Raw genomic sequence first — 14,966 nt, 5'->3', positions numbered from 1 at the left:
GGGAATGGACGATGAGCGAATCAGATTTATCTGTTCAATACGCTGACCATTTGGCGAAAGCAATGGTGCAGGGCAAAGGAGTAGCCCCGATCACGTCCCTGTATCCGGAAATTACGCCAGCGGAAGCGTACCAAATCCAGCTCGTCACGATTCAGCGCAAGCTCGAGCAAGGCTATCGGGTAGTCGGGAAAAAAATCGGCCTGACCTCCCAGGCGATGCAGAAGCTGCTTGGCGTAGACCAGCCGGACTACGGTCATCTGCTGGATGACATGGTCGAGGAAAACGGCGGCGAGATCCCGTTTCACAAAGTGCTGCAGCCGCGCGTTGAGGGGGAAATCGCCTTTGTTCTGAAGCGCGACTTGATCGGTCCGCGGGTCACGGAGCTTGATGTGCTGCAGGCCACGGATTACGTGCTGCCTGCACTGGAGATTGTCGACAGCCGCATCGCGGATTGGAAAATCACCCTGCCTGACACGATTGCCGACAATGCTTCCTCTGGCCTCTATGTACTGGGCGGCAAGCCGGTGTCCGTCGACAAGATAGACCTCGCCCAAATCGGCATGGTGCTGTACAAAAACGGCGAAATCGTCAATACGGGCGTCGGCGCGGCGGCATTGGGCAACCCGGCCACCTGCGTTGCTTGGCTGGCGAACAAACTGTTTGAATTCGGTATCGTCCTCAAAGCCGGGGAAGTGGTTCTGTCGGGTGCACTGTCCGCAGCAGCCAACGCTGCTCCTGGGGATCACTTCCAGGCTCGGCTGGCTCATCTGGGCGAAGTAAGCGTGAGATTTACTGAGGCGAAAAGGCATTACGGCGATTGACCTCACACCTGCTGGGGTCGGATCGTTCGTCGTGCCGACGGTGAACCTTGACGACATGCGGATGCGCCCAACGTGAACCTGATCACGTGCGGCGGGCAGGCGACGATTCCGATCGTCCATGCGGTGAACAGAGTAGCGCCGGTCGTGTACGCTGAGATCGTAGCGACGATCTTGGGCAAGAGCGCAGGGCCCGGTACGCGTGCGAATATTGACGAATTTACGCAGACGACTGCACGCGGTCTGGAACTGATCGGCGGCGCGAAAAAAGGAAAGGCGATCATCATCCTGAACCCGGCGGAGCCGCTGATCATGATGCGTGACACATGACGGCTGCCGCCGTAAAGGTTTCCGAGGAAATTGCCAAGATCAAGCTGTCCAAAACGACCGTGTAGAGTTCAAGAAAGTGGAGGGATACAGGCTTATGAGCAAAGAACGCGATTTGTTCATTACAGAGGTAGCATTGCGGGATGGAAGTCATGCCATAGCCCATCAGTATACGGTCGATCAGGTTGTAATTATTGCCAAGGCATTAGGTGAAGCGAATGTTCCTTATATCGAAGTTTCTCATGGCGACGGATTGGGCGGTTCTTCACTGCAATACGGATTGTCGCGGACGAATGAGATGGAATTGATCGAAGCCGCCGTATCCGTAGCGGGCGATTCGAAAATAGCGGTCTTGATCCTTCCGGTGATCGGAACGGTAAAGGAATTGAAACAAGCGGCCAGTCTCGGAGCAAAAATGGCCCGGGTAGCGACGCATGTCACGGAAGCGGACGTCTCCGCCCACCACTTGCAAACCGCCAAGGAACTCGGACTGGAAACCGTAGGGTTTTTGATGATGGCCCACATGGCTCCAGTCGAGAAGCTCGTGGAGCAGGCAAAGCTGATGGAAAGCTACGGCGCGGATACGGTGTACATCGTCGATTCGGCAGGCGCTTTGCTGCCGGATCAGGTACGTGAGCGGGTGCGTGCACTGCGTCAGAGCCTGTCCGTCAATGTCGGCTTCCACGGGCACAACAACCTGTCGCTGGCGATGGCAAATACGATGGCCGCGATCGAAGCGGGAGCCAAGCGGATCGACGGCAGCATTCGCTGCCTGGGTGCCGGTACGGGCAATACCCAGACGGAAGTGCTCGTCGCCTTACTTGAAAAGCTGGGCATTCGCACAGGCATTGATCTGTACAAAATCATGGACGTGGCGAAGAGATCATCGCGCCGATTCTGACAACACCGCAAGAAATTATGCGTGACAACCACGCCCTCGACTACGCGGACGTCTACTCGAGCTTCCTCCTCATGCGCAGTGCGCGGCGAAGCGATTCCAGTTCGATTCCCGCGACATTTTGATGGAGCTGGGACAGCGCATGGTAGTAGGCGGACAGGAAGACATGATCGTTGATATTGCAGCTGTACAAGCACGGCGCAAAAGCCAGGCAGCTGTCAACTAGGGGGATCGTTATGGATAGAGCTACTGCGACATCAATTGCCAACTTCTTGATTTCAGCCGAAGTGGAAAAGCGCGAAGTGACGCGCATTACGGAAAAATACCCGGATATGTTGGTCGAAGATGCATACGTCGTCCAGGAACAACTGATTGGGATCAAACTGGAGGAAGGCCACCAGGTAGTCGGACCGAAAATGGGTCTGACCAGTCAGGCAAAAATGAAGCAGATGAATGTGGAAGAGCCAATCTACGGCTACATCCTGGACTATATGGTCGTAACCGGCGGCGAGCTGTCGATGAGCGATTTGATCCACCCGAAAGTAGAGGCGGAGATTGCCTTTATCCTCGGCCGCGATATTGAAGGACCGGGGGTGACGGGTGCACAGGTGCTGGCTGCGACGGAATACGTTATTCCGGCACTGGAAATCATCGATAGCCGCTATGAGAAATTCCGCTTTACTTTGCCGGATGTCATTGCCGACAACGCGTCTTCTTCCCGCGTCGTCTTTGGCAGCACGATGAAGCGCCCGACTGACATGGACCTTGCCCTGGTCGGCGTGACGCTTTCGATCAATGGAGAAATCAAGGATCTGGGCGCAGGCGCAGCCGTTCTCGGCCATCCCGCCAACTCTGTGGCGATGCTGGCGAACATGCTGGCTCGCAAAGGGCTGAAGCTGAAAGCAGGGCAGACGATTTTGACCGGCGGCATCACGGGCGCGGTTATGTTGAAAGCAAACGCCTTCGTCAGTGCCAAGCTCGATGGTCTCGGTACCGTAGAGTTCCGCATGAAAGAATAGTCACTCAGAAGCAAAAGGAGAGGAACGACCATTCCAATCATCAACATTCAAATCCTCGAAGGACGATCCAAGGAAAAAATCAGTTCCATGATCGCCAGTGTAACGGAAGCGGTGGCGACCGAACTGGAAACGCCGAAAGACCGGGTTCGCGTACTCGTGACGGAAATCCCGAAAACCCATTGGGCGGTAGGCGGCGTTCCGATGTCGGAAAAGGGCAACTGACGAACTGCGGAAGAGAACAAGAACACAGCATGGAGGGAAAGAAATGTACGATGTCCATACACACATTGTCCCACCGGACGTAATCGATTGGCTGAAGCGCAACCAGGAGCAGGTAAATGCCAACTGGGTCAAGCGCGATCCGGCAAAGGCCGAATTTCTGAGCGTCAACGGGAAGTGGGAATTCGAACTGAAGGAAGCGTTTGTCAACCCGGCGATCTATCTGCAGGAGCAAGCGAGGGCAGGCGTCGTACATTCGCTCGTTTCCCCGATTCCACAGCTGTTTCTCTACGAATTTCCTGTCGAAATCACACAGGAGCTGGTCACCGTGTACAATCAGTCGCTTGCGGCCTGGGTCAAAGCGGAATCGCCGCGCATTTCCGCGCTGGCGACTGTGACCATGCAGGATCCCGTGCAGGCGGCAAAGGATTTGCGCGACGCCATGGGCTTGGGACTCAGAGGAGCCATCATCGGTTCCTCTTGGTCACAGCACTTGCTCACAGAAGAGCAATTCACGCCGTTCTGGGAGGAAGCGAACCGGCAAAAAGCGATTGTGTTCCTGCACCCGTTGTTAAGCGAAGATCCGCGGTTAAAGCAGCGCATGATGGCTAACCTGATCGGTGTTCCGTGGGAAACGACCGTCTGTGTGACTGATCTTTTGCTCAGCGGTTTACTAGATACGTACCCTGATGTGAAAATCCTGCTGGCGCATGGCGGAGGATTTCTCCCGTACCAGATCGGCCGACTGGACAAAGGCTATGAGAAATGGAAGGCAGTCAATGCCAGCTTGCAGGCGCAGCCGAGCGAGTACCTCAAGCGCTTCTGGTATGACACTGTCCTGTGGAATCCGGAGGGAATGGATTATCTGATCAATCTGGTAGGAGCGGACCGGGTCGTGCCGGGGACGGATTATCCGTTTGATTTATGTGAATGGCCGTCTTACTTGACAGGGACGAGCGGCTTTCAGACACTGATGGCCAAGTGAATATTTTATGCCGTCAGAAGCTGCTTCCCTGACGGCATATGCTTTTTTGCCACTCTACCACTCCGACGGCAGCCCGACGTAATTCTCGGCAAGGCTGGTGGCGGTATAGCGCTAGAGCATTGCCTGGTCGCCTGATTGGTAAAAGGCTTGCAGACCGCGAGCGAGCACTTGCACGTCGGCGACAGCCAGATTGAGTCCGTTGGCCCTGGTCGGTGGAACGATGTGGGCGGCATCACCTGCAAGGAATAACCGGCCGTACCCCATCGGAACGCAGACGAAGCTGCGCATGGCGACGATGCCTTTTGAATGATCGGGCCTTCGATCAGCTTCCAGCCATTCTTGCTGGCTGTTCTTGCATGCAGCTCAGACCAGATGCGGTCATCTGACCAGTTAGCGATGTCGTCCTTGGGATAGACCTGGAGATAAAACCGCTGTATCTCGGGTGAACGGGTGCTGATCAGGGCGAACCCCCTGGTCGCTGTTGGCGTAAATCAGCTCCGGGGATGACGGCGGTGCTTGCGTGAGAATGCCGAGCCTGCCAAACGGATACACTTTCTGGTATTCTGTGCGCACATGTGGGGAATGGCTGGCCGTGACGGACCGTGGAAGCCATCGCAGCCTGCGATGAAGTCACAGGTGATCTCCTGCAGCTCGCCGTCTTTGTTCTTGTGAAAACGGATCGTCGGGGAGTCGAAATCGAGCTCGTGCAAGCTAACGTCGCCTACGTTGAAATGGATTTCACCGCCAGCCTACAATCGGCTGCAATCAGGTCTTTGATGACTTCATGCTGGGCATAGACCGTGACTTATTTACCGCCGGTCAGATCATGCATATTGATCCGGTGACGCTCGCCATTGAAGAGGAGCTCGACGCCTTTATGGGAATGCCCTTCCCGCATCAAACGCTCGCCGACGCCCGTCGCCTTCATGAAGTCAACCGTACCCTTCTCAAGTACGCCGGCTCTGATCGTCTCCTCGATTTCTTTGCGGCTGCGATTTTCAATGACGATCGATTCGATTCCCTCAAGATGCAGCAAGTGGGAGAGCATGAGTCCGGCTGGCCCCGCTCCTGAAGGAGACTAGTCATTGAGTTTAACATGAAGTTTCTAGGATTTTGCGTGAGAGCCGAACCAGCCCTCAACATGCAATTTGGAATGCACCCCGTCAACTAGACAGCACAATAAAGTAAAATCATGAAGCAGCCTTGGTTCGAACTTCCGTCGGACGAAGGCTGTTTAGTGTCGACGATACATTTTACTTCGGTTCCGGCTTCGAGAGCCGGAAGAGTCAGCAGCTGAAACATAACCCGAAAGCGGCTCTAACATTCTACTGGCCTATTCTGGGTAGGCAGATCCGTTTGCGGGGGACGGTCGAGGATATGGGCGATGAGGCCGGGGCTGCCGATTTCCGGCAAAGGTCGGCGGAAGATCGAGCCGTAGCGCTAACGGGAAATCAGAGTCAGGAGCTTGTAAGGGAGGAAGAACTGGAGTATTCACTTGCTGAGCAGAGGGAGAGGATCAGCCGCAATCAAGATATAACAACCCTCAATTGGAGGCTGTATGCACTGAATGTAAAGGAGGCGGAAATCTGGCAAGGGGATACTCATAGGAAGCATACCCGGATTCAATATTATTGGAGTTAAGGACAGTGGAAGCATCGTAGGCTCTGGCCTTGATACGGTCACGGTCGATCAGTGTTCTCTCGGATAGATCCTGACGAGCCCACTTTTCGGTGGAGGCCCGGACAGGTGGCATAGGCCGGCCAGATCGTGCGCAGAACACGGGTAAAGTCATCAGTACTAAAAGGTGAATAATACCATTCAGGATGAGTAAATTGTCTTAGCTGATCTAATATATAGCTATTGTCAATGAAAATGAGGCTAGCCAGATTAAGCTGCCTAGCCTCATAATGCAAAATTCTTTACAGAGATTTCATTAAAGCGTCCATAAAGCTTCGCTAGGTTTCCTCAGTGTCCCATTCAGTGCTCCTTCAATATATTTTCCAATCGCCAGTACGAGTTCATCCGCTCCCGCCTGGCAGGTGATCTGCATTCCGATTGGCAAGCCTTCACGGGTATATCCGACCGGTACCGATAGGGCTGGAAGACCCCACAGATTGTCGAACGGGGTAAATTCGCCATTGACCGTCTTGCCGTCCGGGGACGAAGATCCCAAAGGACGCGCGGCCCAAGGGCAGGTTGGGATAACGATCGCGTCGACCAAATCCCAAAGTCGAGAAACCACATTTTTGGCCTGTTCCCTCCAAGCCAATGCACATGCATATTCCTCAGGGAGGATCTCCTGCCCTTTTTCCAGGCTAGATATCAGGGAGCGACCGTAAAAGCCGGCATCATTCTTCAGCTTCAGTTTATGAATTCGGTAGGCCTCCGCAAGTAGTATAGTCCAGGTAGTTTGCTTGACAAGGGCGATGGGAAGATCCAATGGCCGAAGCGATATGAGTTCTGCACCTTCGCGCCGCAGGATCTCTAGTGTTTCCCAGACGGCTTTGGCAGTTTCGGGATCAGTTGGTGCTTCGAAGCAAGACTCAAGAATACCGAATCGTAACTTCCGAATTGGTCTGGGTTCGGGACGGTAGTGAACTTCGTTGGTAAGCACTTGGAATAAGATTTCCGTATCTGTACATGAACCGGCCAGTATTCCAACGTGGTCTAGTGACGGTGCAAGAGGGGTGATACCACGTAAGGATAAACGTCCAAATGTCGGTTTGAAACCAACTGTACCACAAAAGCAGGCAGGAACCCGAACCGAACCAGCTGTATCAGTACCGAGAGCTCCTAGTGCAAAGCCTGCTGCTATACCTGCGGCAGCACCCGAACTGGACCCGCCAGGAAGATAACCTGGATGCCACGGGTTGCGCACAGCGGGCAAAACCGGATGAAAATCGCCATAAGCGAATTCCGACATGTGGGTTTTACCAACGATGACGGATCCGGCTTCGGTAAGTGCCTTTACGACAGGAGCGGATTTTGTTGGTATGAATGAGGTGAAGGCAGATCCGTTGGTCATGGGTACGCCTGTAAGAGCGATATTGTCTTTCAATGTCACGGGAATTCCGTGTAATGGACCGCGATCAAAGCCTTGATGCCATTCTCGTTCAACCTGACGCGCTGCCTCGAGTGCTTGTTCGATCAACACGATCCTAAAGGTATTTAGTACAGGTTCATATGTTTCAATGCGATTCAGGTATGCTTGTACAAGTTCTACAGGCGAATAAATCCGACGTCGAAGAGAGTCGGCTGTCTTGAGAATCGAACTATTGATAGGCCCATCCATCTTTACCATCTCCTTGAGATAATCTTCCCTAATATTACTTTAAATCATTGTTATTGAAATGGATTGTGCATTCATATAACGATTTTGCGATATGTAGAGTTCCGACTTTACAAATTAGGAAAACCTGAAATATTATTGCTCAAACAGATGCTTAATACGAGCCTAACGGACGACTTTCATCTGTTGAAAACGGTTTCAGGAGGGAGTGTTTGTACAAAAAACGATAAACTGGATCGCAAAAAAGTATAACGCTGAGAATGAGAAGGGAGATTGGAACGATGAGGAAAATTGCTCTGTTGATTGTTTCTGTGATTATGGTGCTGATCGTAATAGCCTGCGGTAACGTTGCGAAAGAACAAAAAGCATCCCCATCTTCCAGGTTGTCGGTGGAAGACTCGCAAGAAAAAACGGATTTGGAAAAGTTGAAAGAAAAAGGGCAATTCGTCATAGGTACGACTGGAGCGTACCCTCCATTTGCATATCATACGGATAAGGGTAACCGGGAACTGACGGGGTTTGATGTCGAGCTGCTTAATGAAGTAATTGGGAAAATCGGACTTAAGGTAAGTTATATGGAGACCGAATGGGAAGGAATGCTGGCAGGTCTTGGCGGGGGGCGGTTTGACTCCATTCATCAGGTCACTGTCCAGGATAGACAGGAAAAATATGATTTCTCCGATCCATATCTTACATCGTACACTACACTGATAGTCCTGGATGAAACGGCGGATATTAAAAGCTTCGATGATTTAAAAGGAAAAAAGGTATATGGATCCAATAGTAGCACTTACGGAAAGTTAGCAAAATCAAAAGGGGCAGAGCTAGTACCGGAAGGAGAATTTGTTGAGTTGCTAAATACCAAACGGGTCGATGCGCTTATCTTTAATAATCTTTATTACCTGAATCTGAAAAAAAGTCGACCAGATCTTAAAATTAAAGCGGTTGACCAGCTCAAGGAGAAAGAAGAGATTGCTCTTCCGTTTGTAAAAGGAAATGATGGTACAGTCATAGCAGCGATTAACCAAGCCCTTCGGGAAATAAAAAAAGACGGTACTTATGCGAGGCTAACGGAAAAATGGTTTGGACAAGATTTGACCCAATGAGGAGTTGTTTATCATAATGGATCGCGCTGAATGGTTAGGGGATATAGTTTTAAGTTCGCTGTGGCCATTGCTTGAGGGGACGCTCAATTATACGATTCCGTTGTCAATTGTTTCATTTTTATTATCCATTCCATTGGCGTTTGTCGTGGCAATGTCTGCTCGTTCTCATAATAAATGGTTACGTTATCCCTCCCAATTTTACGTTTGGATTATTCGGGGAACGCCAGTGCTTTTACATTTATACTTAATCTTCTACGGTCTTCCGAGTATCGGGATTGTGTTACCGGCGTTTCTGACAGTGGCCATTTCCTTTACTATAGCAGAAGGCGCCTACTCTTCAGAGATCGTTCGAACTGCGATTGATTCGGTAGCCCAATCGCAATGGAGAGCAGGGTATGCGCTTGGGATGACGCGTTCGCAAACGTTTAGGAGAATCGTGTTGCCCCAGGCAGTGCGAATCAGTATACCGCCATTGGGCAATCAGTTTATCAGTTTGGTTAAGACGTCGTCTCTGGCCGCGCTAGTCACATTGCAGGATCTATTCGGTGTTGCGAAGCAGATCGCCGCCACAACATATGAACCGTTGCTGCTTTTTATTGTGGCAGGCTTCTATTATCTCGCTATTTGCTCAATTCTGACATTTATTCAACATCGAATGGAGAGACGATTTGGACATTACAGTATTTGAGAGATTCACGCGATTGTCATCAGATTTAAAGGAGGAGCGACTATTCTTTACGTAAGTGGGCTTTGCAAATCGTTCGACGGAAAAGCTGTACTTCAAGATATTTCGCTAGAAATCGGTAGGGGCACTACAACCATTCTGATCGGTCCATCTGGTTCCGGGAAGTCAACACTTTTAAATTGCCTAAATCTTCTTGAAACTCCTGATGTTGGAGAAATGGAATTGAACGGCCATCGCTTGAAGTTTGGAAAAGGGGAGAAGTACTCAGAAAAAGAACGGATTGCATACCGAAGGCAAACTGGAATGGTGTTTCAAAGCCATCAATTGTTTCCTCATCGAACAGCGCTGGAAAACGTGATGGAAGGACTGGTCGTGGTCAAGAAGATGAGGAATTCTGAAGCAAAAAGTCGTGCAGAGCGATTGCTGGATAAGGTCGGGCTATTTTCTTTAGCGAGCCGATACCCAAATCAGATGTCCGGTGGACAGCAACAGCGGGTTGGCATCGCAAGAGCATTGGCTATGGAACCGACAGTGCTATTGTTTGACGAACCTACCTCTGCGCTTGATCCCGAACTGGTCGGTGAGGTGCTCGAGGTTATGAAAGAACTTACGCGAGAAGGCATAACTTTGATCATCTCTACTCACGAGATGAAATTTGCACGCGAGGTTGCGGATCAAGTTTTATTTCTTGACAATGGTGTCGTAATTGACAGTGGCTCACCGTTGCATATTTTTGAAGATAGCCCTAACGATAGAGTCCGTCGATTCCTAGCTCGTTTTGATTAAGTTGCTTTCATCGTGATGTAGCATCCATTTTATTAGACGAGGAAGTGTATTCCAAATGAAGAAATATTTAAAGCTTGGTACCATGCTTCATGGTGTTGGTGGCAACACCCGTGCGTGGAGACATTCGGAGATTGATCCAAATGCAAGCATTAGTTTCTTGAGCTGATGAGTGGGAATCACTTATGAGTCGTTCTCTAAATACAATGCCTCAGTTCGAGAATTACTTTTTGTTTTTTAATAGATATGAGACCCGAGAGCACAACTGGGAAATGATAAACGCTCATCAAGGGATCGAGATGGTATACGTAAGGGAAGGTGAGGGGCAAGTCATCTTGAACGAGAAGATGTATACAATCGTACCAGGTACACTTGTTTTAGTTCAACCTTTCCAGCTTCATCATTATAAAATGAAATCGCATTATGTCCGAATGCCTATCGTGTTCGAACCTCAAGTATTCGAACGTTATTTTTCGACGTTTCCTGCCTTACTTGCTTTCTTTCGTCGAATATGGAAAGGACAACTTGATTGGCAAGTTTTTAGACTTAATATCCAAGAGCAGAAGGAGTTCGAGCGAATCGGACTTGAATTGCAAGAGAGACTGAATGGAGCTTCGGTATTTGCTCAGCAGGAAGAGTTTGGATTGTTTTTAATCGATTGGTTTCGCCTGCTTCGCAAAGTGGTGCAAAGAAATGACGACACGGGCAGGGACACCTCCATTCATCGGGAGAAACGTCATATTGAACAGATGATGGAATGGATTGAGGTTCATTATCAGAAGGGATTCTCGCTGGAAAGTCTAGCTCGAAGTTTACATATATCTACTTTTCATGCATCTCATTTGTTCCGAGAGGAAACAGGATGCACGTTAAGTCAATATGTACTAGCGAGGCGAATCCGCGAAGCATGTTTTTTATTAGCGACAACTGACAAGTCGATTACAGAAGTCGGTAGACAAACCGGGTTCAATAGCAGTGCTTATTTTTGCAAGCAGTTCAAAAAACAGATGGGCTTATCCCCTCAATCCTTTCGCAAGCGCTCGCCTTAAGCTCTAGAATTCTAAGGAGGTTCTTGTAATGAAGGTTGCCTTGCATTCAGCTTCTGCCACGCGGTTTTCGTTATCGGGGTTGATACAAGTCACCAAAATGAATATAGAAGGAAGGTGTAATATTGAAACATTTGCAAAGTCAATATGATGTCATCGTGTGCGGAGGTGGACTGGCTGGCCTTTGTGCTGCAGTTGCAGCCGCTAGACACGGTGCGAGAACGGCGTTGATCCATGACCGTCCCGTACTTGGAGGCAATAGCTCCTCTGAGGTGAGGGTGACGCCTCACGGCGCGGCTCGATTTCACGCCTATGCTCGGGAAACGGGCATTATCTCCGAACTTATGGAGCTGGATCGAGCATATAATCACGAACAATTCTACAACAATGGTTGGACGAACAGCTTGTGGGACATGAGACTATACGACATGGTTACACAGACAGCCAATTTGGATCTTTATTTAAACACAACGGTGGTTGAAGTGGTTATGTCGTCTGAACGAACGATCTCTTCGGTAGTTGGGCGTGTAGCAAATGCTGAGACGAATATTACATTCACAGGGGGAATATTTATCGATTGCACTGGGGATGGTATCGTGGCAGCGCTTGCGGGCAACGAATGGCGGATGGGAACAGAGAGCCGTGTGGAATTCGGGGAGCCTCATGCACCGGACGTGGCGAGCGGAGAAACGATGGGAACCACGATTCATTTTCGGGCGAAGGACATGGGCAAGCCAGTGCCGTTTCAACCTCCCGAATGGGCCGTAGTCTATGACGATCCTTCTTTTTTCTATGATCATGACCGCAATCTGGAAGATATTAGAGCAGGATATTGGTGGATTGAGCTCAGTGTTCCGTGGGATACGATCCACGACGCTGAACAAATACGCCATGAGCTGACACGTCATGTCTTTGGGATCTGGGATTGGATTAAAAATAAAGATCCCAACACGCGAGAAATGGCGTCTCATTATGCATTAGATTGGATAGGTCAGGTTCCGGGAAAACGAGAGAGTCGCCGAATCATGGGTCACTACCTAATGACGGAACATGATCCGGTGGACCGAACAGTCTTTAATGATGAGGTTGCCTTTGGCGGTTGGTATATTGACCTTCATATTGCTGGTGGGTTGCTTGGTCCAACTAGTAATCCTCCTAGCGCAGCAGACATTTGTGGACCGTATGGGATTCCGTTACGAATCCTAATCGCTAAAGATAGGGACAACCTGATGATGGCCGGACGCAATGTCAGTGCTACTCATGCGGCGTTAGGAACTTTGAGGGTCATGGCCACAACAGCTCTGATGGGTCAAGCTGCTGGAACGGCGGCTGCAGTAGCATGGCAAGAAGGTCTGTCTGTTGCTGAAATTCCTGAACGAGCTATGGAACAGGTGCAACAGACATTGCTTAGAGAGGGTTGCTTTTTACCAAATGTCGAGAACATGGATCCAGGAGATATAGCTAGAAATGCCATTGTGAAAGCCGACAGCGAAGCGTTGTCATTCGGGTCTGGGATGCCAGATGAAAACGTTGGCGCAGAGAACTCACTTCTCTCCACTAAAGCGCAATGGATCGCTGTTCGCGGTGAATTAAAGAGTGTGTCCGTCTATCTATCAAACATAACTGAGTACGATCAGACAGTCGAGGCCGCTCTACTGCCCGTCGAGCACATTTGGGATTATCGGGCGAATGACGAACGTCAGCCTGTTTGCCGTGAAAAACTGATTGTCCCTCCCTTATTTACGGGATGGATTGAATGGAAGGTTCATTTGCAGGAACCGGTTTTGAACGAGGGTAGATATGTTCGTCTTGATTTATCGTCAGAAGATCAAGGAGTGCGCTGGCATCCAGCAAAGGTGCTAGCACCTGGACAGCCATCTGCTTACGAGATGCGGGAAGGAAAGTTCCGCAGCCGGGACGACGGACTCTCCTATAGTTTCAAAGTCGACCCACCCCAACCGATCTTTCCGGCCTTTTCGACAATCCGAGGAGCCGCTCGTCCCTATCGCTCGGTCAACATGTGGCGTTCAAATCCAAGTTGCTCTTTACCACAGCGGTTGGAACTTTACTGGGAGAAGCCAGTTTCTGTTGGCAGCGTGGTAATGACTTTTCCTGGTCATTTGCTTCAGGATTTCAATCAGTACCCAGCGTTTTTCCGGGAGCCCGAATGTCCGAGCGATTATCGAATCGAAGCTTGGTCACCCGACGGTTGGCAAACAATTCTCCGTGTAGAAGGCAACTTTTGTCGCCATGTTCGTCACGTATTACCTCAATTGATCGTTACGGATCGATTGAGCGTCGTGTTCGAAGCAACAAACGGAGCTGAGTCAGTTGTCGTCCATGAAATTCGATGTTATGAGACTATATAGAGGCTCGGAATTAAGCAGGTGAGAAACAAGTTTCACAGCAATCACCCAATTCTCTAAGAGATAGGCAATCAATATGCCTTCCCGCCGACTTTAGGAATGTTTCGAAAATGCTAATAGGAATATTTGTTCGCACCTCGCTTTTGGAGGTGAAATAATAAAAGACCCTGGCCGTCAGGCCAGAGCCGATGCGGAATTATGAATTTCGAGAGGCTTAACTATTAATCAGGAGGGATACAAATGAAAATCAATAATCAAGCTGTGGCAATTACCGACCACCAAAAGGCGGAGTTAATCGAGTGGGAAGATCCGGGGAAGCCGGGAGAAGGTGAGGTGATTGGGGAACTTATTGTATCTCTAATTAGTCCGGGTACCGAGTTGGAGCGGTTTTATTTTGGAAGTCCTCCATATCCTCAGTTCTCGGGTTACTCAGCGATCATGAAAGTGACGGAGATTGGACCAGGTGTTAACCAAATCAAAACTGGCGATTTGCTTTACTTCATGGGGCGGCATATTCGTAAACAGAAGGTTAAAGTAGAGAATACGTTACCGCTTCCGTCCGGACTATCTCCATATGAGGCGGTTATTGCCCGATTGATTGGCGTCAGTTGGACGACGCTGATTACGACTAGTGCTCGGCCAGGTGACCGTGTTCTCGTACTAGGGCTCGGACCGGTTGGCCATTTAACTGCTAAGTTATTTGCTTTGAATGGTTACATAGTGACCGGTTACGACCCCGATCCAGAAAGACGTGAACTGTTAAAAGGGAGCGGCGTTGCAGAAATCATTGATTCACTTCCTGTTCCAACAGTCAATTCCAGCGCAGAATATGACAAGCTTGAAGGACGTTATGAGTTGGTGTTGGAGTGCTCAGGACGTGAGCAGGGCGTCTTGGACGGAGTAAAGTTAGTGTGTCGGGGAGGGGAAGTTGTCATGATCGGCCTGCCGTGGAGGCGATATGGTGATGTACAAGCACAGGCTTTACTGGATGTCATCTTCCGTCGCTATGTCAAACTACGAAGTGGCTGGGAGTGGGAAATCCCCCTTCATGCAGGAGAACTTCAACCCCATAGCGTATTTGGCAATTACAAGACAGCACTTCGCTGGCTCATGGAAGGAAAGTTCCAATTGGAAGGTCTAATAAGAAAAGTATCGCCAGAAAAAAGCTCTGAAGTATACCGAGCGCTTGCCAATAGGGAAATTCGCGAACTTTTCGTAGAATTTGATTGGAATTTGATTTAATAAAAAGAATAACCTTATTTTTCAAGTTGATTATTGTTCACATGACCTATGCAGTTCAAGTAATTAACTGGTAATAATTCGCCACTTTAAAATTATCATAATCATCCGAAAAATCACTTGACTTTTCAGGATAACCTTCACAATCGCGAAGGATGCCTTTTTTAAAATATCTTCGCGATTATA

12 protein-coding genes and 4 pseudogenes are annotated in these 14,966 nt (G+C 49.6%); 13 read left to right on the top strand and 3 right to left on the bottom strand.

Annotation, left to right across the window (positions count from 1 at the left end; translation table 11 throughout):
* The first annotated feature begins 11 nt into the window (after positions 1–11).
* The 6 genes and pseudogenes from ACIFQN_RS13030 (at position 12) to ACIFQN_RS13005 (ending at position 4,266) form a co-directional block, all read left to right on the top strand.
* Positions 12–821, top strand: a complete 810-nt coding sequence (locus tag ACIFQN_RS13030; protein WP_429833459.1) for a 2-keto-4-pentenoate hydratase — start codon at positions 12–14, stop codon at positions 819–821.
* Positions 805–1,145: pseudogene (locus tag ACIFQN_RS13025) on the top strand (acetaldehyde dehydrogenase (acetylating)); the annotation flags it as partial. The gene ACIFQN_RS13030 and the pseudogene ACIFQN_RS13025, both read left to right, overlap by 17 nt.
* Before the next feature lie 97 nt (positions 1,146–1,242).
* Positions 1,243–2,269: pseudogene (gene dmpG, locus ACIFQN_RS13020) on the top strand (4-hydroxy-2-oxovalerate aldolase).
* Positions 2,270–2,279: 10 nt separating this feature from the next.
* A complete protein-coding gene (locus ACIFQN_RS13015) occupies positions 2,280–3,062 on the top strand; it encodes a 2-keto-4-pentenoate hydratase (RefSeq protein WP_429833458.1) in 783 nt (260 codons plus the stop codon).
* Between the two features lie 27 nt (positions 3,063–3,089).
* Positions 3,090–3,284: pseudogene (locus ACIFQN_RS13010) on the top strand (4-oxalocrotonate tautomerase); the annotation flags it as partial.
* A gap of 43 nt (positions 3,285–3,327) precedes the next feature.
* Positions 3,328–4,266, top strand: coding sequence for an amidohydrolase family protein (locus ACIFQN_RS13005; protein WP_429833457.1), 939 nt, complete (start codon positions 3,328–3,330; stop codon positions 4,264–4,266).
* A 111-nt stretch (positions 4,267–4,377) separates the two neighbouring features.
* On the opposite strand, the pseudogene ACIFQN_RS13000 reads toward ACIFQN_RS13005, so the two are convergent.
* Both ACIFQN_RS13000 and ACIFQN_RS12995 read right to left on the bottom strand, forming a co-directional pair.
* Positions 4,378–4,976, bottom strand: a pseudogene (locus ACIFQN_RS13000) (FAD-dependent monooxygenase).
* A 95-nt stretch (positions 4,977–5,071) separates the two neighbouring features.
* A complete protein-coding gene (locus tag ACIFQN_RS12995; protein WP_429833456.1) occupies positions 5,072–5,314 on the bottom strand; it encodes an FAD-dependent monooxygenase in 243 nt (80 codons plus the stop codon).
* A gap of 155 nt (positions 5,315–5,469) precedes the next feature.
* On the opposite strand from ACIFQN_RS12995, the gene ACIFQN_RS12990 reads away from it, so the two are divergent.
* Complete coding sequence (locus tag ACIFQN_RS12990) at positions 5,470–5,907, top strand: pyridoxamine 5'-phosphate oxidase family protein (protein ID WP_429833455.1); 438 nt, start codon at positions 5,470–5,472, stop codon at positions 5,905–5,907.
* Positions 5,908–6,199: 292 nt separating this feature from the next.
* Here the strand turns inward: ACIFQN_RS12990 and ACIFQN_RS12985 are convergent, their stop codons facing one another.
* Entirely contained in the window at positions 6,200–7,558 is a 1,359-nt protein-coding gene (locus tag ACIFQN_RS12985) for an amidase (RefSeq protein WP_429833454.1), read from the bottom strand.
* A gap of 278 nt (positions 7,559–7,836) precedes the next feature.
* Here ACIFQN_RS12985 and ACIFQN_RS12980 point away from each other — a divergent pair, with 278 nt between their 5' ends.
* The 6 genes from ACIFQN_RS12980 to ACIFQN_RS12955 all read left to right on the top strand — a co-directional run bounded on the left by ACIFQN_RS12980 (position 7,837) and on the right by ACIFQN_RS12955 (position 14,783).
* Positions 7,837–8,661 carry a transporter substrate-binding domain-containing protein gene (locus ACIFQN_RS12980; protein ID WP_429833453.1) on the top strand — a complete coding sequence of 275 codons (825 nt, stop codon included), beginning with the start codon at positions 7,837–7,839 and terminating at the stop codon, positions 8,659–8,661.
* 16 nt (positions 8,662–8,677) lie between these two features.
* Positions 8,678–9,349 (top strand): amino acid ABC transporter permease, encoded by a 672-nt coding sequence (locus tag ACIFQN_RS12975; RefSeq protein WP_429833452.1) that lies wholly within the window; start codon positions 8,678–8,680, stop codon positions 9,347–9,349.
* A 42-nt stretch (positions 9,350–9,391) separates the two neighbouring features.
* Complete coding sequence (locus ACIFQN_RS12970) at positions 9,392–10,132, top strand: amino acid ABC transporter ATP-binding protein (RefSeq protein WP_429833574.1); 741 nt, start codon at positions 9,392–9,394, stop codon at positions 10,130–10,132.
* Between the two features lie 182 nt (positions 10,133–10,314).
* Positions 10,315–11,178 (top strand): helix-turn-helix domain-containing protein, encoded by an 864-nt coding sequence (locus tag ACIFQN_RS12965; RefSeq protein ID WP_429833451.1) that lies wholly within the window; start codon positions 10,315–10,317, stop codon positions 11,176–11,178.
* 122 nt (positions 11,179–11,300) lie between these two features.
* On the top strand, positions 11,301–13,544 hold the full coding sequence (locus ACIFQN_RS12960) for an FAD-dependent oxidoreductase (RefSeq protein ID WP_429833450.1): 2,244 nt from the start codon (positions 11,301–11,303) through the stop codon (positions 13,542–13,544).
* A gap of 237 nt (positions 13,545–13,781) precedes the next feature.
* Entirely contained in the window at positions 13,782–14,783 is a 1,002-nt protein-coding gene (locus tag ACIFQN_RS12955) for a zinc-binding dehydrogenase (protein ID WP_429833449.1), read from the top strand.
* Positions 14,784–14,966: the final 183 nt, after the last annotated feature.

It is taken from the genome of Brevibacillus sp. NRS-1366 (assembly GCF_050467985.1).
Note: the sequence above shows the minus strand (reverse complement) of the source record. Positions and strands in the feature narration are given on the sequence as shown.